This is a genomic window from Anaerolineales bacterium, from assembly GCA_019637805.1.
In the GTDB taxonomy this organism is placed as follows: Bacteria; Chloroflexota; Anaerolineae; order Anaerolineales; family UBA11579; genus JAMCZK01.
The window spans coordinates 406,700-428,704 of the sequence record JAHBVB010000002.1 but is presented as its reverse complement, the minus strand read 5'-3'; the positions used below and the strand labels follow the sequence as shown (position 1 = coordinate 428,704).

The 22,005-nt window shown below is 63.6% G+C and carries 21 protein-coding genes; 3 read left to right on the top strand and 18 right to left on the bottom strand.

What is annotated here, in order from left to right; all coding sequences use genetic code 11:
• Positions 1-454: 454 nt before the first annotated feature.
• Complete coding sequence (locus KF885_07735) at positions 455-2,809, top strand: sodium-translocating pyrophosphatase (GenBank protein ID MBX3049048.1); 2,355 nt, start codon at positions 455-457, stop codon at positions 2,807-2,809.
• A gap of 77 nt (positions 2,810-2,886) precedes the next feature.
• On the opposite strand, the gene KF885_07730 is transcribed toward KF885_07735, so the two are convergent.
• Together KF885_07730 and KF885_07725 are read right to left on the bottom strand one after the other, a co-directional pair.
• Positions 2,887-4,716: an ABC transporter ATP-binding protein gene (locus KF885_07730; protein ID MBX3049047.1), complete on the bottom strand. Its 1,830-nt coding sequence runs from the start codon at positions 4,714-4,716 to the stop codon at positions 2,887-2,889.
• Positions 4,716-6,929 carry an ABC transporter ATP-binding protein gene (locus tag KF885_07725; GenBank protein ID MBX3049046.1) on the bottom strand — a complete coding sequence of 738 codons (2,214 nt, stop codon included), beginning with the start codon at positions 6,927-6,929 and terminating at the stop codon, positions 4,716-4,718. Before KF885_07725 ends, KF885_07730 begins: the two co-directional genes overlap by 1 nt.
• A 162-nt stretch (positions 6,930-7,091) precedes the next feature.
• On the opposite strand from KF885_07725, the gene KF885_07720 reads away from it, so the two are divergent.
• Together KF885_07720 and ndk are read left to right on the top strand one after the other, a co-directional pair.
• The gene (locus tag KF885_07720; GenBank protein ID MBX3049045.1) at positions 7,092-9,524 is read left to right on the top strand and encodes a tetratricopeptide repeat protein; all 2,433 of its coding nucleotides are present in this window, start codon (positions 7,092-7,094) and stop codon (positions 9,522-9,524) included.
• A gap of 60 nt (positions 9,525-9,584) precedes the next feature.
• Positions 9,585-10,046 carry a nucleoside-diphosphate kinase gene (gene ndk, locus KF885_07715; protein MBX3049044.1) on the top strand — a complete coding sequence of 154 codons (462 nt, stop codon included), beginning with the start codon at positions 9,585-9,587 and terminating at the stop codon, positions 10,044-10,046.
• A gap of 38 nt (positions 10,047-10,084) precedes the next feature.
• On the opposite strand, the gene rsfS is transcribed toward ndk, so the two are convergent.
• The 16 genes from rsfS to cofE all read right to left on the bottom strand — a co-directional run bounded on the left by rsfS (position 10,085) and on the right by cofE (position 21,977).
• The gene (gene rsfS / locus KF885_07710) at positions 10,085-10,429 is read right to left on the bottom strand and encodes a ribosome silencing factor (GenBank protein MBX3049043.1); all 345 of its coding nucleotides are present in this window, start codon (positions 10,427-10,429) and stop codon (positions 10,085-10,087) included.
• Positions 10,430-10,443: 14 nt separating this feature from the next.
• On the bottom strand, positions 10,444-11,028 hold the full coding sequence (gene thpR / locus KF885_07705) for an RNA 2',3'-cyclic phosphodiesterase (GenBank protein ID MBX3049042.1): 585 nt from the start codon (positions 11,026-11,028) through the stop codon (positions 10,444-10,446).
• 19 nt (positions 11,029-11,047) lie between these two features.
• Positions 11,048-11,638 carry a nucleotidyltransferase family protein gene (locus KF885_07700; GenBank protein MBX3049041.1) on the bottom strand — a complete coding sequence of 197 codons (591 nt, stop codon included), beginning with the start codon at positions 11,636-11,638 and terminating at the stop codon, positions 11,048-11,050.
• Positions 11,639-11,813: 175 nt separating this feature from the next.
• The gene (locus KF885_07695) at positions 11,814-12,719 is read right to left on the bottom strand and encodes an alpha/beta fold hydrolase (protein MBX3049040.1); all 906 of its coding nucleotides are present in this window, start codon (positions 12,717-12,719) and stop codon (positions 11,814-11,816) included.
• A gap of 3 nt (positions 12,720-12,722) precedes the next feature.
• Positions 12,723-14,948: a molybdopterin-dependent oxidoreductase gene (locus KF885_07690; protein ID MBX3049039.1), complete on the bottom strand. Its 2,226-nt coding sequence runs from the start codon at positions 14,946-14,948 to the stop codon at positions 12,723-12,725.
• Positions 14,945-15,271, bottom strand: a complete 327-nt coding sequence (locus KF885_07685) for a hypothetical protein (GenBank protein MBX3049038.1) — start codon at positions 15,269-15,271, stop codon at positions 14,945-14,947. Before KF885_07685 ends, KF885_07690 begins: the two co-directional genes overlap by 4 nt.
• Positions 15,268-16,671, bottom strand: coding sequence for an FAD binding domain-containing protein (locus KF885_07680; protein ID MBX3049037.1), 1,404 nt, complete (start codon positions 16,669-16,671; stop codon positions 15,268-15,270). Before KF885_07680 ends, KF885_07685 begins: the two co-directional genes overlap by 4 nt.
• A gap of 68 nt (positions 16,672-16,739) precedes the next feature.
• Positions 16,740-17,102 (bottom strand): hypothetical protein, encoded by a 363-nt coding sequence (locus tag KF885_07675; protein ID MBX3049036.1) that lies wholly within the window; start codon positions 17,100-17,102, stop codon positions 16,740-16,742.
• Positions 17,103-17,120: 18 nt separating this feature from the next.
• Complete coding sequence (locus KF885_07670) at positions 17,121-17,639, bottom strand: hypothetical protein (protein MBX3049035.1); 519 nt, start codon at positions 17,637-17,639, stop codon at positions 17,121-17,123.
• Positions 17,636-18,118: a PaaI family thioesterase gene (locus KF885_07665; GenBank protein MBX3049034.1), complete on the bottom strand. Its 483-nt coding sequence runs from the start codon at positions 18,116-18,118 to the stop codon at positions 17,636-17,638. The genes KF885_07670 and KF885_07665 overlap by 4 nt, the downstream gene beginning before the upstream one ends.
• A 1-nt stretch (position 18,119) precedes the next feature.
• Positions 18,120-18,719: a 2-phospho-L-lactate guanylyltransferase gene (cofC, locus tag KF885_07660; GenBank protein ID MBX3049033.1), complete on the bottom strand. Its 600-nt coding sequence runs from the start codon at positions 18,717-18,719 to the stop codon at positions 18,120-18,122.
• 42 nt (positions 18,720-18,761) lie between these two features.
• Positions 18,762-19,703: a 2-phospho-L-lactate transferase gene (locus KF885_07655; protein MBX3049032.1), complete on the bottom strand. Its 942-nt coding sequence runs from the start codon at positions 19,701-19,703 to the stop codon at positions 18,762-18,764.
• 88 nt (positions 19,704-19,791) lie between these two features.
• Positions 19,792-20,400: a nitroreductase family protein gene (locus KF885_07650; protein MBX3049031.1), complete on the bottom strand. Its 609-nt coding sequence runs from the start codon at positions 20,398-20,400 to the stop codon at positions 19,792-19,794.
• Positions 20,397-20,816 (bottom strand): PPOX class F420-dependent oxidoreductase, encoded by a 420-nt coding sequence (locus tag KF885_07645; protein MBX3049030.1) that lies wholly within the window; start codon positions 20,814-20,816, stop codon positions 20,397-20,399. The genes KF885_07650 and KF885_07645 overlap by 4 nt, the downstream gene beginning before the upstream one ends.
• Complete coding sequence (locus KF885_07640; GenBank protein MBX3049029.1) at positions 20,809-21,204, bottom strand: PPOX class F420-dependent oxidoreductase; 396 nt, start codon at positions 21,202-21,204, stop codon at positions 20,809-20,811. Before KF885_07640 ends, KF885_07645 begins: the two co-directional genes overlap by 8 nt.
• Positions 21,205-21,260: 56 nt before the next feature.
• Complete coding sequence (gene cofE, locus KF885_07635; GenBank protein MBX3049028.1) at positions 21,261-21,977, bottom strand: coenzyme F420-0:L-glutamate ligase; 717 nt, start codon at positions 21,975-21,977, stop codon at positions 21,261-21,263.
• Positions 21,978-22,005 lie beyond the last annotated feature (28 nt).

The following is a 22,005-nucleotide window of genomic DNA, read 5'->3' as shown; positions in this document are numbered from 1 at the left end:
TACTATAAGGCATACCAGTCGAACTGATAAGGCGTGTTTGTCATTTCGAGGAGCGTGAGCCACGCCCAGCTGGCTGCGACGAGAAATCCGTGCCGGGCGACTGAGAAATCAGCCTTGTCCGGAAGAGGCCGCCCATGTGATGGTGTTTCTTACAAACGCAATACGGATTCCTCGCTACGCTCGGAATGACACGTTTTTGTCATTTCGAGGAGCAGCAGAGCTGCGACGAGAAATCCGTGCAAAGACGGTTGAGAATCAGCCCTATCTGGAGGGGCAGACCTCATGTGATGGTGTTTCTTACAAACGCAATACGGATTCCTCGCTGCGCCCGGAATGACAAACCCAGAGTAGTGCAACTTGACACAAAGTACCCCCCAAATTACAATCTTTTCGCATTCGTAGGCGCCGGCGGCTGATGTCCTCCGGCGCTTTTTAAGGAAGCAAACCTTTTTTCATAGGAGTTTTTTGCATGCAACAATTAGGTTTATCCCCTTTTGAGATCTGGGCGATGTGGGGCGTGCTCGGTGTGGCCATTGTGGGCCTGCTGTACGCGCTGCTGCTGCGCAATCAGATCCTGGCTGAGGACATGGGCACACCCAAGATGCAAGAAGTGTGGGGCGCCATCCGTGACGGGGCAGATGCGTATCTGCAGCGCCAACTGCGCTCCATCCTGCCGCTGATCGCCCTGCTGACCGTGGCCATGTACCTCTCGGTAACCATCGTGCCTCCCACTCCGGAGGCGATCGAGCGCTTTGAGGGTATCCCCCTGGCCCAGGTGAGCAATATCATCGGCATCGGCCGCGCTGTCGGCTTTGTGCTGGGTGCCACCTTCTCGCTGGCTGTGGGCCAGATCGGTATGCGCATGGCGGTACAAGGCAATGTGCGCGTCGCTTCCGCCGCCCGCTATTCTTTCGGCGAAGCTCTGCGTATTGCCTACCGCACCGGTACCATCACCGGCATGCTGACCGACGGTCTGGGCCTGCTGGGTGGTACGGTCATCTTCATTTACTTCGGCATCGCTGCGCCAGACGCCCTGCTGGGCTTTGGCTTTGGCGGCACGCTGCTGGCGCTGTTCATGCGCGTAGGCGGCGGCATCTACACCAAGGCGGCTGATGTGGGCGCCGATCTGGTGGGTAAGGTCGAAAACGACATCCCCGAAGACGACCCGCGCAACCCGGCCGTGATCGCTGACCTGGTGGGCGACAACGTGGGCGACTGCGCTGGGATGGCGGCCGACATCTTCGAGTCTTACGAAGTGACCATCGTGGCCGGCCTGATCCTGGGTGTGGCCCTGTATCACATCACCGGCCATGTGGAATGGATCATTTACCCGCTGATCGTGCGCGGCATCGGTGTGCTGTCCTCGATCTTCGGCACCTACGCTGTCAAAGCCGGCAAAGAAGGCAACGCCGCCAACGCGATGAGCGCCATCTTCAGTGGCTTCCTCTCCTCCGCGGCGATCTCCGTGGTGCTGTTCTTCGCCGCCGCGTATTACTACCTGAACGTGTTGTCCACGGATGGCCTGCCCGGCGGCTGGTGGCGCACGCCTTTGGCGGTCGGCATCGGCGTTTTGCTGGCGATCCTGATCGATCGCATGACCGAGTACTTCACCGGCACGCACCAAAGCCCGGTGCAGGACATCAAGAAGGCTGCCAACACCGGCCCGGCCACGCTGATCTTGCAAGGTGTGTCCGTAGGCTATGAATCCTCGGTGTGGGCGACTGTGGTGATCGCCGCCACGATCTTCTCCTCCATCGTGATCTTCGGCGGCATCAGCGCCGACCCGGTCGAGAGCATCACCTACATTCTGTACGGTGTGGCCATGACCGGCATCGGCATGCTGACGCTGACCGGCAACAACGTGGCGATGGACTCCTTTGGTCCCATCGCCGACAACGCCAACGGCATCGGTGAGATGTCCTGGGGCAACAAGAAGGACAAAGAAACCCTCAAGGCCAAGCAGATCATGGCCGACCTGGATGCAGTGGGCAACACCACCAAGGCGATCACCAAGGGTGTCGCCATTGGCTCAGCCGTGATTGCGGCCGTCTCACTGTTCGGCTCCTATCTGGTGGACGTGAGCCGGGCCCAGGCTGCCTTGGGCATCCCTCTGGCCCAGCAGATCCAGTCCATCGGTATCCGCGTGGACGTGCCGCAGGTCTTCGTAGGTATGCTGATCGGTGGCGCTCTGCCCTGGCTGTTCTCCTCCTTCGCCATTCAAGCGGTGAGCCGTGCGGCTGCGCTGATCGTGGAAGAGGCTCGCCGCCAGTTCAAGAAGGGTGTGCTGACCGGCAAGGTCAAGCCGGACTACCGCCAGGCGGTGAACATCTCCACCACCGCGGCGCAGAAGGAACTGGTGCCCCTGGCCGTGCTGGCCGTGGTCACCCCGATCCTGCTGGGCCTGCTGCTGGGTGTGGAAGCCCTGGGCGGCGCCCTGGCAGGCATCATCCTCTCCGGCCAACTGCTGGCGGTGTTCATGAACAACGCCGGCGGCGCCTGGGACAATGCCAAGAAGCTGATCGAAGACGAGCCCAAGGACCCCAAGAAGAATCTGGGCAAAGGCTCCGAGCGTCACAAGGCCAGCGTGGTGGGCGACACCGTGGGTGATCCGATGAAGGACACCGCCGGTCCGGCGCTGAACCCGATGATCAAGGTGGTCAACCTGGTGGCAGTGATCATTGCCCCGGTCGTGGTGCAGATCACCAACTTCGGCATCGGCGAGTGGATCGCGGCAGTCGTGATGGTTGGCCTGCTGGTCTGGTCGATCAGAACCAGCAAGCGCACCACCCCTGTTGTGGCAGCCAAGTAGCTGACTGACTAAATACCAAAACAAAGAGGCGCACCCGCGGGTGCGCCTCTTTTTGTTTTTCTTGCAGCCGGCTGCCGTTAGGCCGCGGTCTCGCTGTCACGCTCAAACTGGCTGTTGTACAGCTCGGCATAGAAACCGCCCGCAGCCAGCAGAGCAGCGTGGTTGCCCTGCTCCACGATGTCGCCATCGCGCATGACGAAGATGTTGTCGGCATTGCGGATGGTGGAGAGGCGGTGGGCAATGACGAAGCTGGTGCGCCCTTCCATCAGGCGGTCCATGGCAGCCTGGATCAGCAGTTCGGTGCGCGTGTCCACCGAACTGGTGGCCTCATCCAGGATCAAGATGGGCGCATCGGCCAGCACGGCGCGCGCAATGGTCAGCAGCTGCATCTGGCCCTGCGAGATATTGCTGATCTCTTCATTGATGACCATCTTATAGCCATCCGGCAGGGTGTTGATGAAATGGTCGGCGTAGGCCGCCTTGGCCGCGGCGATGACGTCTTCATCGCTGGCCCCCGGCACGCCGTAGCGGATGTTGTCCATGATGCTGCCGCTGTACAGCCAGGTATCTTGCAAGACCATGGCAAAGTTGCGGCGCAGGTCTTGGCGGGTGTACTGGCGAATGTCCTGCCCATCCACCAGGATCTCGCCGGCGTTGACATCGTAGAAACGCATCAGCAGCTTGACCACGGTGGTCTTGCCCGCCCCGGTGGGGCCGACAATGGCCACTTTCTGGCCCGGCTTGACCAGGGCGGAGAGGTTGCGAATCACAGGCTGGTCTGCTTCGTAGCCGAAGCTGACATTGCGGAACTCCACTTCCCCGCGCGGCTGGGTGATCTGCTGTGGGGTTGGGGTGTCTGGCGTCTCTTCTGCTTCGGCCAGGAAGTCAAAGATGCGTTCGGCCGCAGCGGCGGTCATCTGCGAAACATTAGTGACGTTGGCCAGCTGCGCCAGCGGCTGGTTGAGCATGCTGACGTATTGAATGAAGGCCTGGATGCTGCCAACCGGTACGCGCCCCTGCACAAACATCCAGGCGCCCACAATCGCCACGATCACATAACCCAGGCTGCCGACCACAGTCAGCACTGGGATCATCAGGCCGGAGAAGAACTGCGACTTCCAAGCCACTTCATGCAGGGCGTCGTTGCGGCGTTCAAACTCCGCCACGCTGTCGGCCTCACCGTTGAAGGCCTTCATCACCAAGTGGCCGCCGAACATTTCCTCCACATGGCCGTTGACCTTGCTGATGAAATCCAGCTGCTGCACGAAGTATTTCTGCGAGCGGCTGGCGATCACGATGATCGACACCAGAGAAAGCGGCACGATGATCAACGCAGCCAGGGTCATCTGCCAGCTGATCACCAGCATCATTCCCAGAACGCCGACCACAGTGACCAGTGAAGTGATGATCTGGGTCAGGCTTTGGCTGAGGGTCTGATTGACCGCCTCAACATCGTTGGTGATGCGTGAGAGCACTTCGCCGTGAGTGATCTTGTCAAAGTATTTGAGCGGCAGGCGGTGGATCTTGTCGCTGATGTCGCGGCGCAGGCGATACGAAATGTCTGCCGAGATGGCGGACATGACCCAGCCCATGATGTAGGCGAAGGCCGCCGAAGTCAGGTACAGGCCCAGGGCCTGGAGCAGCAGGCGGCTGATGGCGGCGAAGTTGATGGCACCGCTGCCGGCCAGCTGGGCCAGCGCGCCGTCGTACAGCTCGGTGGTGGCCATGCCCAGCAGCCATGGACCCATGATGCTGAACAAGGTGGAGGCCAAAGCCAGGATGACCACCCCGACCAGGCTGAGCTTGTAGCGGCCCAGGTAATCGAGCAGTTGGCGAATGGCGGGCCAGAAATTGCGCGCCTTTTCCGGGGCCACTTGGCCCATGCCATGAGGACTGCGGCGTTGCATTAGGAAAGCTCCTCAGCGCTGAGTTGGGACAGCGCAATTTCCCGATAGATCTCGCTGGTTTTCATCAGTTCCGCATGGGTGCCCTTGCCCACCACGCGCCCCTGCTCCAGCACCACGATCTGATCGGCATTGCGGACCGTGGAGACGCGTTGGGTAACCACCAGCACGGTGTGCTCACGGTAGGCCTGGCGCAGATCCCGGCGCAAGGCCGCATCGGTACGGTAGTCCAGAGCCGAGAAGGTGTCGTCAAAGATGTAGATCGGGGCCTTTTTCACCAAGGCCCGGGCGATGGACAAGCGCTGCTTCTCACCGCCGGAGACATTGGCGCCGGCCTGGGCCACCTCGGCCTGCAGGCCATTCTCGCGCTCGGCCACGAAGCGGCTGGCCTGGGCGATGCGCAGGGCTTCGTCCAGCGCGGCTGGGCTGGCGGCCCGGTCGCCGTAGGTCAGGTTGCTCTCGATAGTGCCGGAGAAGAGCGTGGCCCGCTGCGGCACATAGCCGATCTTGTCGCGCAGCTCGGCCTGGCGCACTTGGCGGATGTCGACACCATCCACCAGCACGGCGCCTTCGCTGACGTCATAAAAGCGCGGGATGAGATTAATGATGGTGGATTTGCCCGAACCGGTGGAGCCGATGAAGGCCGTCATTTGGCCCGGACGGGCGGTGAAGCTGATGTCGTGCAGCACATCCTCCTCGGCGCCGGGGTAGCGGAAAGAGACGTTGCGAAACTCGACTTGGCCGCGGAAGGGCGCACTAAAGCTTTTCGGCTGCGGCGGATCCACGATGCGCGGCTGGGTCTCAAGCACGTCTGCGATGCGGTCGGCTGAGATGGAGGCGCGCGGCAGAATGACGAAGAGCAGCGAAAGCATCAGGAAAGACATCACGATCTGCGTGGCGTATTGCAGGAAGGCCATAATGTCACCGACCTGCATGCTGGCCTGGGCCACCTGTTCTGCCCCGACCCAGACGATGACCACGGTGAGCAGGTTGAGCACCAGCATCATGATCGGGAAAATAATGACCATCACCCGCGAGGTAAAGAGCGTATTGGCGGTCAGGTCCTGGTTGGCCGTGTCAAAGCGCTCTTTTTCAAAGGATTGCCGGTTGAAGGCGCGCGTGACCAACATGCCGGACAGCGTTTCGCGCGAGACTTGATTGAGGCGGTCAACCATCTTCTGCATCAGCCGAAATTTGGGCATCGAGAGGGAAAAGGCGACCGCGATCACGCCGGTGAGCACCAACAAAGCCAGGGCGATCGTCCACCACATAGAGGAGCCTTTGCCCACGGCGCGCAAGATGCCGCCAATGCCCAAGATGGGCGCGTAGACGCCCATGCGCACCACGATCTGGGTCACCATCTGCAGCTGGCTGACGTCGTTAGTGGTGCGCGTGATCAACGAGGCGGTTGGGAACTTGTCAAATTCGACGCTGGAGAAGCTCTCCACCTTGCGGAACAGCGCGGCGCGCACGTCGCGCCCCACCCCGGCCGCCGCCCGCGCTGCGAAGTAGCCCACCGCCACCGCGCATATGCCAGAGAGCAGCGTGAAGAGCAGCATCAGGCCGCCGATGCGGAAGATGAAAGCGGTTTGGCGCGCCCCCAGATCCATGCCCAGGGCGGCATACTCGGCTTTGAGCGCCTGAATGGCGCCTTGCTCGAGGGCTTCTTCACCCTGGGCGTCAAGCTGGGCCAGCAGGTCGGCCACGAAGGCCGACCGCTGGGCAGGTTGGGCGGCCCCCAGGCGGGCCCAGATGTCGGCTCCGGCGGGCAGGCCGGCCAAGTCTAGCTGCAAAGGGGTCTGGTGCGCTTGGGCCGCGGCCTGCTCCAGGCTGGCGGCGGCCCATAAAGCCCGGCTGAGCGCCGGCTGCGGACCAGCTGCGCTGGGGCGCAGCAGATACGCGGCCTGGTCTGCCAGGCCGGGGTAGTCTGCCAGGTAGGCCTGGGCCGTCGGGTCGCCCGGCTGGGCCAGGTCGTAGTCTGCCAGGGCGCGGGCTTGCTCATCGGCGGTCAGGAAGTGGGCCAGGTGTTCCATCTGGCTGGCGCGCAGCACCGCGGGCTGCGGGCTGGCGATGCCGCTTTGCTGGATGCCGATGTTGATGATCTGCGAGAGGTAGTCCGGCAGAGCCAGCTCGAAGTTGGCCTGGCCGAACAGCAGCAAGACCGACAGGCTGAAGAAGAGCCAATACGGCCGCAAGAATTTGGCGATACGTAACATGGCTGTGGCTAGAGGACTGTCAGACCGCTGAGCGCGGTGGAGTTGGGGATGTTATGCAAAGTTGAGTTCTCCGTTCTTCTAAGAGGCTGATTATATCCAGCAGATCGACTACAGCTTGCGTCATCCCTAGAGAGATGGCATACTAACTTTTTGGAGATCAATGTGGCCGAAATTGCATTACGAACCTATCTAAGCCAGATCGAGAGCTTGATTGATGCTGGGCAGACCAATGAAGCGCTAGCCCACTGCCGCCACATCCTGGAACGCTTCCCCAAGAACATCGCCACCTATCGCTTAATGGCCAAGGCCTATCTGGAAGCGCAGCAGCACACAGAGGCTGCAGACATCTTCCAGCGCGTGCTGGCCTCCTGCCCGGATGACTTCGTCGCCCATATCGGCATGAGCATCGTGGGGGAAGAAGCCGGCGATGCGGATGCCGCCATCTGGCACATGGAGCGCGCCTTTGAAGCGCAGCCCTCCAACCGGGCGGTGCAAGACGAGCTGCGCCGGCTATACACCGCCCGCGAGGGCTATGCACCGCCCAAGGTGCGCCTGACGCGCGGCGCCCTGGCGCGCATGTACGCCCACGGCGACCTGTTCAACCAGGCCATCACTGAACTGCGTAGCGCGCTGGCCGAGGACCCAGAGCGGCCGGACCTGCAGGTGCTGCTGGCCGAAATGCTGCTGAAAAGCCAGCGGCAAAACGAAGCCATTCAGGTTTGCCAGCAATTGATCGAAAAGATGCCTTATTGCCTGTTCCCAAACCGCGCCATGGCCGAGATCTTGGGCCGTGAACAGCGTGATATTGAGGCGGCCCCTTACCTGGAACGGGTGCAGGAGATGGACCCGTACGCCGCCCAGACCGACACGCGCGAGGCGGTCGACAACGTGCCCGCAGACAGCGTGATGCTGGAAAAATTGGCCCGCGAGTTGGAAGACGAGGAAAACCCCAGCCCGTATGCGGCTGAGGTAGCAGGCTCTGAAACGGAAGACCTGCCGGACTGGCTCTCCGTAGAGATGGAAGACGGTGAAGTCCAGGCCGAGGACGCGGCTCGCGCTGAAGAGACACCGGTAGAGCCGCAAGCCGGGCGCACCAGCTCCCTCTTGGAGAGCCTGGAAAGCCTGGAGCCCGGCCCGGTGGCCAGCGAAGATGAGCAGCTGCAGATGTACGGCACACGCGGCACCGCCGCCCTGGTGGAAGACGCCGTGCCGGATTGGCTGCGTGAGCTGGGGCCGGCCATGCACACAACCGGCGATCTGCCGGAAGACGAAGCGCCACAGCCGCGCAAGCTGAGCTGGACTGAAGAGCTGCGCGATGCCGGCCTGCAACCCACGAGCCTGCCGGAAGACGAGGAACCTCTGCCGGCAGCCGATGAAGCCGCGGACGAAGCCGACCTGCCCGACAGCCAAGCCACCCAAGTCGTGGACGATGAGGAAAGCCTGAGCTGGCTGGAAAACCTGGCGGCCAGCCAGGGCGTCGAGGAAGAAGAACTACTGACCACGCCGGAGGAGCGCCAGTTGGCCAAGCCGGACTGGGCGCCAGAGGTAGAAGCACCCTCCGAGGAGCCGCAAAGCGCCAGCCCCGCCCTAAGCTGGCTGGACAGCCTGGACACTCAGGACGAGGCCCCGGGATCCGCCGAGAGCAGCGGCCCGCCGCCGGCATTTGAGGCGGCGGAGCATGTCCCTGCGGCCAGCCCGGCAGACCCCGACCGGGGAAGCGCAGAAGCGCAAGCTGAAGACGATCTTTCCACCGACAGCCTGCGCCAGATCTTCACCGAAATGCCAGAAATCCCCGCCGAGGCGGAAACGCCCTCCTGGCTGCAAGAGCTAAGCGCCGAAATTGAAGAAACCCAGGCAGACGCCCCGGCCCCACGCGCCTTAGAAGAAACGCCGGACTGGCTGAACGAATTGCGCTTGCAGACCGGCGAGCTGAAACCGCTGGACGCCGAGGGCCAGCCAGCTGAAGAAAACGCTCCTGCAGAGTCTGAACCCGCGCCGGCGGAAGAGAATGAGCTGAAGAAGCTGGACTGGTTGGATGAGCTCGGTCCGCCCAAACACCAACCCGCCAGCGAGTGGGTGCCGGAAGCGGAACTGAGCACCGAAGAGGCCGCGGCCAAAGCGGAGGCCTGGGAAACGGAAGACCATCCAGGGATAGAGGCTGCCAGCGAGCCGCTGGCCCCCAACGGGATAGAAGAGGAAGCCCAGCCCATCGAAGACTGGCTGGCTGGCCTGGACGAAGCTGGGGTCGCCGAGACTGACACAGCAACCGATGAAGCAAACGACCGGCTGGCCGAGCAGGCCCACCGCTCAGCCGCACAGGCGGCTGAACCCCTGGCGACCCGCGCCGCGCCGGAGCAGCTGCAGGAAGCCCGCCGGGCGCTGAACGGCGGCGACCTGCAGTTGGCCCTGCGCCACTATGACGGTCTAACCCGGCGGCGGCGCCAGCTGGCGGAAGTGATCGCCGACCTGCAAGCCGCCGCCAGCCTGCAGCCGGACCAGATTGCCTTGTGGCAGGCGTTGGGCGACGCCTATATGCGCAATAACCAGCTGAGCCAGGCCCTGGAGTGCTATACCCAGGCTGAAGACCTGCTCTAGCGCTGGTAGAATTCGACGCTGGCCCGCTGGGCCACAGATTTTTAATTTCGGAGGACTCTTTTGGAACGCAGTTTGGTACTGGTAAAACCCGATGGTGTGCAGCGCGGTCTGGTGGGCGAAGTCATTTCCCGCCTGGAACGCCGCGGCCTGCGCCTGGTAGGCGCGAAATTCATTGAAGTCAGCAAGGATCTGGCGGAAAAGCATTATGCCGAACACAAGGGCAAAGGCTTTTACGACGGCCTGATCAAGTACATTACCTCCAGCCCGGTGATGGCCATGGCCTGGGAAGGCCCCAACGCGGTGGCGGCCATCCGCCAGACGATGGGCGCCACCCGGCCCACGGAGGCGGCCCCGGGCAGCCTGCGCCACGACTTCGCCCTGGAGGTGGGTCGCAACCTGACGCACGCCTCGGACCAGCCGGAAAGCGGCGAACGCGAGGTCAAGCTGTGGTTCGACTCAGACGAACTGGTCGACTGGAAGCGTGCGGTGGACCGCTGGGTCTTCGAAGACCACGACGATTAGGTAAAAAAAAAACGGGCCAATGGCCCGTTTTTTGTTGGCTATTGCACGTGCAACAACACCTTAGCTTCGGACCAGAGGTCTTCCAAGCGGTAGTACTCGCGCTGGTGGTTGGAGAAGACATGCACGACCACGGAGCCGTAGTCGGCCAACAGCCAGCCTTCTTCCGGCTTGCCCTCGCGGCGCGGCTTGACTTTGAAATTCTCGCGGGCAACGTCCACCGCCGCATCCATCAGGGCTTTGATCGTGCGGTCGCTGCTGCCGGAGCAGATCACAAAATAATCACTGAGCGGGGCCAGTTCCTGCAGGTCGAGCAGGATGATGTCCTCGCCTTTTTTGTCTTCCAGGGTTTCCGCCAGGTTGCGGGCCAGTTCAATCGGTTCCAATAGATCCAAAACTCCTAATTTCCAACAAGTGCACTGCGTACCAAAGGAGTATACACGGAGCCGCCCGGTTTGAGGTCGCTGCTAAACAGGGCCAGGCTGTCCAGTGCAATGCTTTGCGGCGGGTTGACCCTGGCCTCAGCCAGCATTTCACTGATGCGTTTGATGTTGGCCGGGCGATGTTCCCGGCGCACGCGCGCCAGAGTGAGGTGCGGGCGGAAGGGGTGCGGCTCGGCCGGGAAGCCCAGGGCGACCAATTCTCGCTCCAGGCTGGCCTGCAGGTCATGCAGCTCCGGCGGGGTTTCCAAGCCGGCCCACAGCACGCGCGGTTGCGCCGCATTGGGAAAAGCGCCGACGGCGGCGATGTGCACCGGCAGCGGCGGCGTTTGAGCCGCCAAAGCCTGCAGCCGCGGGCCGATCTGAGCAATCTGCTCCGGCGCGACCGGCCCTAGGAATTTGAGGGTCAGGTGGATGTTGGGGATCTGCACCCAGCGCAGGGGCAAGTCTTTCATTTGGCGCTGGATGGGCAGCGCCAGCTTATGCAGCTCGCGTTGCATAGGCTCAGGCATTTCAAGGGCGACGAAGGCGCGGGTCAGGGACATGGGCCGGATTGTACCTGTGCTAGCCTGCGGCGCGCTTAAGCCGCTCGTAGTCCTCGAGGGTGTCCACGTCTATCGAGAGTGAAGCATCCAGCCACGGCACCCAGGTAACTTGGAAACGGGAGAACAGGGCGCGGCCGCCCACGTCGCCCTGCAGCTCAGCGAAGTGAGGAAAAGTGACGCGGTCGAAGAGCACCGGGTTGCTGCGCTGGTCATCCACCAGGGTGGCCACGATCGGCGCGCTGCTGGCGGCATGCTGGGCGCGCAACGTGTCGATCAGCGCCACGGGCAGCTGCGGCTGGTCGCTGACCAGGAAAAGCGCCGCACGCGCCTGCGGCGGCAGGGCCGCCAGCCCGGCCTGCACGGAAGTGCTTTGACCTTCGGCGAAGCGCGGGTTGTGCACCAGGGTGACAGGCAGGCCGTCCAACGCCGCGCTGACTTCGGCGGCGGCCGCGCCGGTGACCACGATCACGGAGTCGAGCAGCGAGGCCAGTGCTGTTTCGGCCACCTGGCGCACGAAAGGCTTGCCCTTCCAATCGAGCAGCTGCTTGGGCTGACCCAGACGTTTGGACTCCCCGGCAGCGAGCAGGATGCCGGCTACATGGTTAGGCATAGCGCAACTTCGTCATGATCAATGCGTGTCATCCTGAGCGCAGTGAAGGATCCCCGCATAGCGCTTTCGTCATTGCGTGGCCTGCAACGAGCACGCTGTTCAGGATGACACAAGGTTGTTGTCATTGCGAGGAGTGTACCAGCGCGAAGCGCTGGGGCGACGACGCAATGACAGGTCAGGCTGGCGTGCGAGCGAGAAACTCAACCAGCAGCGGGTTGACCAGTTCAGGGCGCTCAAAATGCGGCAGGTGGCCGGCGGCCGGGATGGCGTGAAACTCGGCCTGAGGCACCAGCTGCTGGAAAGTCTGATGGTGGTGAAACGGCACGGTCTGGTCGTGCTCGCCCCAGACCAGCAAAACCGGCTTGCCGCCCTGCCCCAGCCGTTGGTAGACCTGCAGATCTTCGTCCAGCAGGCCGCGGCGGAAAGTGGAGAGTATGGCGCGCTTGAACCCCCGGTACTGCATCTGCTCCTGGTAGCGCGGCACAAAATAGTCCAGCATCACCTGGCTGGGCTGGTAAAAGTCCGTGAGCATGCTCTCGATCAGGCTGCGCCGCCCGAAGCGGCCCAACACGCCCAGGGCCAGCTCGCCGACCAGCGGCAGGCGCAGAGCTTGCACCGCGGGTGGCAGCCCCAGCTCAAAGCCCGCCGGGTCGATCAGAGCCAATTTGGCGACGCGCTTGGGAAAACGAAAGGCGAATTCGGCGGCCAGCGGCCCGCCCATCGAGAGCGCCACCAGGTCTGCCCGCGGCAGCTTGAGCGCATCCATCAGCTCCGCCAATTGGCGCATGAACAGAGCCTTGTCGTAAGGCTGCAGCGGCCGGTCGGAGTAGCCGCGGCCGAAGAGGTCGTAGCGGATGACATGCAGGCCGGCCGCAGCCAGCGCATCGAAGGTCGGATCCCAGATGAACTGGGGGACGGAAAAACCGTGGATCAGGATGACTGGCCGACCGCGCGCCGGCCCGACCTGCTGATAATAGGTGGCCCCGTCGCTCAGGCGTACGACTTCGCCCGGCAGCGCTTCCCACACGCCGGCGTCCAAGCGGCGCTGTTCATCGCGGAAGAAGCGCTTGAAAAAGGCCAAGGCTTAGAGCTTGCCCAGGGCCGCCAGGACGCGTTGCGGGGTGAGCGGGAAGCGGTCGATCCACACGCCGGTGGCGTCATGCACCGCGGCGATGACCGCCGGGGCCAGTGGGATCAACGGCATTTCGGCCATGCCGCGCAAACCCCAGGCGCCTTCGGGGTCGGGGTATTCCAAAATCAGCGATTCAACCCGGTCTGGCACATCCAGCACAGTGGGGATCAAATAATTGGAGAAGAAAGGTGTTTTGACGTAGCCGTCCTGCTGGATGAAATCTTCCATGATCGCATAGCCGGCGGCCTGCACCACGCCGCCCTCGATCTGGCCGATGATTTGCTGTGGGTTGATGGCCTTGCCGACATCGTCTGCGCAGAGCACATCGGTAATGTGCACATGGCCGGTCTCGGTGTCCACTTCCACCGCCACCGCCTCGGCCACATAGCCGCAGGCGAAGTTGGGGTCAGTGGCCCCGGTTTCGGGGTCCAGCGGTGTAGTGGCGGGCGGCACATATTTGTATTCGGCAATCGCCGGGCGCTCTTCATTGGCCCATTGCTGCAAAGCTTGCTGGGCCGCGCCGCGGATGGCGTTGCCCGCCATGAAGGTCAGCCGTGAAGCCGAGGCGCTGCCCGAGTCACCGGTGACGGCCGTATCGGCCACAACCATCTCGACCTTCTCCAGCGGCAGGTCCAGCGCTTCGGCAGCCATCTGCTGGAAGACGGTGTGGGCGCCCTGGCCCACGTCTGAGCCGGCATGGTGAACCACGGCGCGCTCGATGTGCGCATCGCCGTGCAGTTCCACGGTAGCGTAGCAGCGCTCCGGGAAGCCGAAGGAAAAGCCCACATTCTTGAAGCCGGAAGCGAAGCCCACGCCACGCTTGATGTGCGCGCCGGCGACCGGCGGCAGCTGCGGCCAGCGGGCTGCGTCACGTTGCCAGCCCGCCGCAGCCCGCGACCAGCCCGCCGCCTGGGCGCCCTGCTCCACGACTTTGTCCATGCTGGAGCCTTTGGGCAGCGGGGATTGGAAGAAAAGTACATCGCCATCGCGGGCGATGTTGCGCATGCGCAGCTCGATGGGGTCCATGCCCAGCGCGGCGGCCAGTTTGTTGACCTGCGTCTCGGCGGCAAAAGCGCCCTGCGGGCCGCCAAAGCCGCGGAAGGCGCCGCCGGGCACATTGTTGGTGAAGACGGCCCGCGCATCGATCTTGACGTTGGGGATCAGGTAGGGGCCAATGCTCATCAAGGTCGCATTGCCCAGCACCTTGGTGGATGTATAAATGTACGCGCCGCCATCCGCGATCAGCTCGCACTGTGCAGCCACGATCTTGCCCGCACGCGTGGCACCCCACTTGGCGCGCAGAGTATAGGCGTGGCGCTTGTGGTGGCCGATCATCGACTCAGCCCGCGACCAGATCAGCTTGACCGGGCGCGGCACGCCGCGCTGCGCCAGGCGCCAGGCGGCCAGCGCCAGCACGATCTGGATGGACATGTCCTCGCGGCCGCCAAAGGCGCCGCCAATCGCCGGGTGGATCACGCGCACCTGCTCTTCAGGCAGACCCAGGGCATGGGCCACAGCCAGGCGCTCTTCATGCGCCCACTGCCCGGCGACTTCCACAGTAACCCGGCCTTCGTCATCGATATAGGCCAGGCCGGATTCGGGCGCCAGGTAGGCATGCTCCTGCACCGGCGTGTGGTACTCGCCCTCGACGATCACGTCGGCTGCGGCAAAGCCGGCCTCCACATCGCCCTGGCGCACGCGGTACTGCACGAAGGTGTTGCTGTCTTTCTCCGGGTGCAGCACAAAGGCCTGCGGCTGCTCGGCCTGGAAGACATCCCCGATCACAGGCAGGTCTTCGTATTCCACCTGGATCAGGTCACGCGCCCTGGCAGCGATGGCCTCGCTCTCGGCAACGATAAAGGCCACCTGGTCGCCCACAAAGCGCACGCGGTCGGCGTGCGGCTTGCTGGAGCCTGGGCCGCACAGCACCGGCTGGTCGGTGTAGATCAGGCCGTATTCGTTGACCGGCACATCGGCGGCGGTGAAGACCGCCACCACGCCAGGCAGAGCCTCGGCGGGGCCGGTGTTGATGGAGAGGATGCGGGCGTGCGGCCGGTTGGCAAACAGCACCTTGCCATACAGCTGGCCGGGATAGTTGATGTCGCCCGGGTACAGCGTCTGGCCGGTGACCTTGCCGCGGGCGTCAACCCGCTGGGCCGATTTGCCGATGGCGCTCATTGCTCGTCCCGGGGTTGGGAACGGCTGAACAGGCGGTCGGTCTGGTCGACCAGCGTGTAGAGCAAAGCGCTGAGGAACGAGAGCAGCATGTACAGTACCAGGCCGAGCACGATGGCCAGGCCGACCCGGATGTAGATGACCTGCTCGCCGCCGCGACGCACGATGCGGGCGAACTCCGGTAACCAGACCTGCAAATACTCCATGGCCTGCCCGGAGAGCCACCAGGCCGCCACAGGGATCAAGATCATCAGGAAGCAGCCCACCCCGCGCCACAGGGGGTGCAGGGTGCGGCTGGGGTCACGCTGCTTGCGCCAGACGTTCATGCTTGCGCTCCGTTTTCTGCGGCCTGCTGAATGGCGTCGAGGATCTTGTAGTAGCCCGTGCAGCGGCACAGGTTGCCGGTTACGGCCACCTGGGCATCTGCCCGGCTGGGCTGTGGGCGCTCTTCGAGCAGTTTGGCCGCCGACATGATAAAGCCCGGCGTGCAATACCCGCACTGCACCGCAGCGTTATCAATAAAGGCTTGCTGCACCGGGTGCAGCTCTTCGCCCTGGGCCAGGCCTTCAATGGTGATGATCTGCGCGCCGTGAGCACGCGGGGCAGGTACCAGGCAGCTCATCACCGCCTTACCGTCCAGAAAGACGGTGCAAGCGCCGCACTCGCCTTCGGCACAGCCCTCTTTGGTGCCGATCAGCAAGGCATCCTCGCGCAGCAGGCGCAGCAGGCTTTTCTCCTGCCCGTTTTCCAGCGTATGGGCTTGGCCATTGATGGTGGTGGTGATCGTCCCATCCGCAGAGCTTTGCGGTTGGCTGAGCGACGCCGGGGTGGCCAACAGCACTGGCTGGGGGGGCACCCGCTGCGGCTGCGTCCCAGCCGCCAGCTCGTCGAGCACGCGCGCCACGGCCACGCCGACCATGCGCTGGCGGTAGACCGCCGTGCTGCGAATGTCGTCGATCGGTTGGGCGGCGGCGATGGCTAGCAAGGCGGCTTCTTGAATCACCTCCTGGCTGAGCGCTTTGCCCAGCAAGAAGGCCTCAGCTTGGGGGGCGCGCACGATCACAGGCGCCACGGATCCCAGGGCTATTGCAGCCTGGATGATGCTATCGCCGTCAAAGTGCAGCACGACGGCCGTGTTGACCACCGAGATGGCCTGGGCGCGGCGCAGCGTGATGCGCAGGAATGCGCCGCGGGCCAGTGCAGGCTCCAGCGCCGGAAAATCAATATCGACCAGCATTTCATCCGGCTGCATCACGGTCTTGCGCGGGCCGGTGTAGAACTCCGCCAGGTGCAGCCTGCGCGTCCCGGTGGCGGAGCGCAGCTCCACACTGGCGCCCAGAGCCACCAGCGCCGGGATGGTGTCGTTGGCTGGCGAGGCGGTCACCAGATTGCCGGCGATCGTGCCGCGGTTGCGGATCTGCGGCGCGCCGACCTCGTAGGCTGCCTGGGCCAGCGGCAGGCCATGCAGGCGCAACAGCGGGCTGGCGGCGCAGTCGTTGTGGGTCACCAGCGGGCCGAGATGGACACGCCCGTCTTCCAGACGGATCTCGTCCAGGCCGGGGATGCGCGTGATATCGATCAGCGTCTCCAGGCCTTTACGGACGCCCAGCTCGATCTCGATCATCAGGTCAGTGGCGCCAGCCACCAGACGGGCCGAGGGACCGCGTTCAGCCAGAGCGGCGAGGGCTTCGTCAATAGTGCCGGCGTGAATGTAATCGGACCACATGGCTAGCCGTGATTATAAGCAGTTCCTACAAGTATTAGAGGCTAGAGATCGGCCGAGGACACACAACTTCATTTGCCTGCCAAGTTCTTGAGAGCAGAGCGGTTTTCATTAATGGATTCATCCACTTGACCAACAAAGCCTAGTTTTTCTTCCACGCCTGTTTTCAGATGCGGGATCAGTCCGTTCATCCAATCTGCATGGCGGTTGTGATGAATGGATAACCAGGCGCGCTGCTCTTGCGGCCAATAAGTGACCTCTAACGTTCCTGAACGGCTGCCAAGTTTGTAATGCCAATGCGTGGAGCCAGGATACTTAGACAGGTCGGTTTTGATCATCTGAATCAAACCCAATGCGCGGCAGGTGGACTCGACGGCATCTTCAATCTCAGTCTGTGCTGAGCATTGGTTCAAGTCAATATCAAATGTGAACATTAGGTTATCGAAACCCCTTCAGACAGCCACGGCTGCCAACAACTCCAGCGCGGCCGGCAGATGCTCTGGCACAGCGCTGAGTGTATTCTCCAGCGCCTCCTGCAGCCCGCTGGGCTCTCGGCCGTCCATCGCCAGGGCTGGCGCGGCGGCAAAGCCGCCCACCGCCAGGCGCGCCCGGCCGGAGGGCCAGCGGGCCAGGGCCAGATGCAGGCCAGCCGGGTCGGCGGCGAAGCTGAGCTGGGGCTGCGTGCTGAACTGCAGCGCGATCCATTCCGCCTCCCCCAAGGCGGCGGGGCCTAAGGCGAGGAAGTCACCATAGCCCAGGGTCTTGTCGGCCGAGAGTTCCAGCTGGCTGTCCAGGGCCAGCAAGGCGCAGGCCAGCCGGTTACCGGCGGGCTGCAGCGCGGCGGCCAGGCTGCCGCCGGCGGCCGGTTCTTCCGCCCGCGCCAAAGCAGGCGGCAGGCCGGGGAAGGCCAGCAGGTCCGCCACAGCGGTCTGGGCGGGAATACGCAGGAAGTGGCCTTGCTGCTCGATCATGCCTGGTCGGGGTATACGCCCCAGCCCAATTCTTCAAGATCGGCGGCCTGCAAGTCCCCGGGCGGCAAAGCCACCAGCAAGGCTTCCGCCTCGGCCAGCAGTTCACCGTCGGGGCCATAGATGTGCGCCTCGGCCTCAGCCGTGCGGCCGCGGTCGCGCAGGGCTCGGCCAGTGATGCGCAGCGGCTGGTCCACCGGGACATGCCGGCGCAGGCGCGTGGTCAAGCGGCCGGTGTACATGAAACGGTTGTGATCCGCCACCATGAAAACCCGGCTGACGGCTTCATCCAAAATAGACGCCACGATGCCGCCGTGCGTGATGCCCGGATAGCCTTCGAATTGGGTGGGAACGATGTATTCGCCGGCCACGCTGCCATCCGGCTGGGCATAGAAGGCCAGTTTGAGGCCAATCGCATTGTGCATGCCGCAGGCAAAGCAATTCCGGGAGTTGGGCAGCTTGTGTTGGTGTGCAGTTTCCATACTAATAGTCCAATTCACCCAAGAAGCTAAGGTCCTCAGGCACATCCACATCGTGGGCCAGCGATTCCAGTTCCAGTACTTTGACCTGCAGACCCGCTTCTTGCGCCAGACGGCTATGCCGGGCGAAGGAATCCGGGCCAAAGTCATAAGGGAAGTCACCCACCGGGTTGAGCAGCAGCGCATTGGTGCCCTCGCGGCGGTGGTCCGGGGCAATCACAGCCACCCCGGGTTCGCTGGCCGCGTCGATCAGGGCCTGAATATCAGTGGTGGTGATTTGCGGCAGATCAGCCGGCACGATGAGAATGCTGGTGGCCATGTAGGTCTTGGCCACCACGGTGGCGCGCTGCAAGGCGACGTTGAGGTGCGGTGCGCCGTCTTCCTGCAGCGTCCGAGCGCCCTGCTCACGGGCCAGGGCCAAAGCCTCCGGGTCGCGGCTGATCACCAGGATGTTCTTGACGTCCGGCACGCGGCTGAGCACATCCACCGTTTGCAGCAAGAGCCGCTGGTTGAGCGCGGCGCGCTCATCTTCGGAAAGTACGCCAGCCAGGCGCGACTTGCCGCGGCGCAGGGGTTTGACAGGGACAATCGCCCAAAGAGCCATGGGGTTGCTCCTTATTTGCGGGTTTGTACGCAGGGGGTGGATTTACGCATGGGTGAGCAGGCTTTGGCCAAACTCCAGCACTTCTGCGGCCAAGCGCGCCCGGTCAGCCGGGCCTTGCATGATGGACGCAGTAGCCAAACTGATTATACCGAGTTCGCGCAGCGCCTCCTGCTGGGCGGCGTCCAGCGTGTCCAGCACCAGGCCGGTCAGCAGGTCGCCATAGTATTCGGCCACGGCCAGCGCGCTGGGGGCGATGCCCAGTTCGCTGAACATCTTGGCTGCGGGGCCTTTGACCGCCTGCCCGCCGATGATGGGCGAGACGGCCAGCACCGGTTTGACGGCCAGGGCGGCTTGCAGGCCGGGCAGGCCTAGGATGGGAGCGATGCTGACCCAGGGGTTGGAGGGGCACAGCACCACCAGGTCGGCAGCGGCCACGGCCTCCAGCACGCCGGGGGCGGGCTGGGCCGCCTCAATGCCGGCGAAGCGAAAGCCGCGCACCTGTGGCTCGCAGCGCAGTTCGACGAAATAGTTTTGAAAAGCCAATTCGCGGCCGTCTGCGGTGCGCACCATGGTGCGCACCGGCTGGTCGCTCATCGGCAAGACCTGCGGGCCGATGCCCCAGGCGCGGCAAAAGTCGGCGGTGATGGCGCTGAGCGCCTCGCCGCTGCGCAGGCGGCGGGTGCGTTCCAGGTGTATGCCCAGGTCGCGGTCGCCCAAGCTGAACCAGCCCGGTGCGCCGAGCCGCTTGGCCTGCTCCAGTGCGGTCCAGCTTTCGCCGGCCAACCCCCAACCGGTTTGCGGGTTGGCCAGGCCCGCCAGGGTGTAACAGACGGTATCCAGGTCCGGGCTGATGCTCAGACCAAAGTGCTCGAAATCGTCGCCGGTATTGACGACGATGGTCAGGTCTTGGGGTGGCAGCACTTGGGCCAGGCCGTGGGCCAGTTTGGCCCCGCCCACCCCGCCAGCCAGTGCAAGGATCTTCATGGTCGGTATGCTATCACGAGGGAACAAGCTGATGACTATCAGCTTAGGTGCGAATCAAGTCCTTCGCTACGCTCAGGATGACACTTGCTTATATGCGACGGAAAATCTGGTCCACATCCAGCCGTTGGCGCCGCTTAGGCTCCCCAGCCGCGTAGCCCAGCAAGATCATGCCCTGCGCCTGCCAGCTGCGCGGCAGTTCCAGCGCCTGCCCCACCGGTTCAGCGGCAAACAGGGGCGCGCAGACCCACACGCCGCCCAGACCTTCGGCGTGGGCGGCCAGCAGCAGTTGGCCGCCCGCCAGGGCCACCGATTGCACGCCCATCAAATATTCCCCCTGATTGCGCTGGGGGTCTTGGTAGTGATTGAGTACTTCGGTATCGAGACATAGCAGCAGGACTTCCGGAGCGTCAAGCACCCGCTGCCGAGAGCGGGCCACTTGGGCCGCGCGACTCGCCGCATCCAGACCTTCGGCCAGCAGGGCGGCCTCAAAGCCGGGCTGCATGGCAGCCAGCAGAGTCTGGCGGCTTTGTGTACCGGCCAACTGCACAAAGCGCCAGGGCTGGCGGTTGTGAGCGTTGGGCGCCCAGGTGGCCGTCTCCAGGATGCGCTGCAAGACCTCGGCGGGCACGGCTTCCCGCCGAAAATAGCGGGCCGAGCGCCGCGAACGCAGCCAGGCCAGCAGGTCCAGGGCTTTCAAGAGCCCGGCGGCCAGAGGGTGATCCGCTGCGGTTTTACCTTGTACATCACGCGCACAGAGCCGGGGGCGATGTTGAAATCCTGACCGGTGTATTTGCGTGAAAGCGCGTGCGTGTGCTCAACTGCGCCTTCTTCGGTTAGCTCCACCCGACCACGCAGTTGAATGTATTTGTAGGGGTCGCGGGGGTCGGGGATGGAAACGGCCACGCGGTCATTGGCCTTGAAATAGCGATACTTGGCGGCGCCGGTGCTGGTGCCGAAGAGGATATGCTCGCCGTCGGTGTTGAACCATACGGCAGTGAGCTGCGGCCCGCCGCCGGGCATCACCGCGGCCACCCAGGCGAAAGCCTGGGTCTCATCGGCCAGCAAGTAACGATGCGATTCGGGGATGCGCTCGACGAGGCTCTGCTTAGCCATTGGTGAACACCTTTTGCGGCTTGATCTTATAGATCACACGTACCTGGTCAGGCACTTTAGGGAAGTCCTCCCCTTTGTAGATATGCGAGAGTTTGTTGATGTGCTCGTAACCACCCTCTTCGCTGACCTTATCCACCACGCCGCGGATGAGAATGTAGCGATAGGGATTGGCTGGGTCGGGGATGCTCAACGCCACTTGAGGACGGGCGGACATATTGATGTCCTTCAGGCGACCGCGGGCGGTGTTGATGACGATATGTTCGCCTTCCACATTGAACCATACCGGGCTGACCTGCGGAGAGCCGTCGTTGAGCGTAGTCGCAAGGAAAACGAAGGCCTTGGTTTCATCCTTCACCAGGTCCTGAAAATTTTCGGGGATGTTTTTCATCTTGATTCTCCTTACACAGTTTGATTAATCCATTGGACGATGCTCGCCAGCCTATCTTACCGAAACTCGTCGCGCTCGCGAGGGCGAATAAGTTCGGCCAGGCTTCCTTCACGCAGCGGGTAGGGGAAGCCGCGCACATGCACCGCCGGGCAACCCTCCGCCGCCTGGCCCATGGCCAGCGAGGCCGCCGCGGCCAGTTCGTCGGCGGCGGCCAGCAGGCTGGCGCGCAGCTCACGGCCAAACAGGTCTGGCCGGCCGCGCAGGTCCACCAGGCCGGGCAAGCCGGCCAAGCCAATCGCCACGCCGACCGTGCCCTCACGCCAGGCGCGCCCGTGCGAATCGATGATCAGCACGCCAAGCTCGCCGCCCGCGGCCAGTTGGCCGCGCAGGCGCCCGGCCGAGGCGTCAGGGTCCTGCGGCAACAGCAGCACGGTGTCGTCGTCCGGCGCCCCGACGTTGGAGTGGTCGATGCCGGCATTGGCGCTGACAAAGCCCAGACGGTGTTCCACCACCAGCAGGCCGGGGCGGGCGCGCAACACTTCGCCGCTCTCGTCCAGGATCAGCTGCACCAGGCGCGGGTCTTTATCAACCTGCCCGGCCAGTTCCAGGGCTCGTGGGCTGGGCGTGACCGTCTCCAAACGTACCAGGCGGCCTTCGGCCTTGGAGACGATCTTCTGCGCCAGCACCAGAATGTCACCGTCTTGCAGATTCAGGCCGGCGCGCGACAAAGCCGCCGCCAGCAGCGCCGCCAGGTCGTCGCCCGGCTGCACCATAGGGATACCCTGCAAGGGGGTGATGACT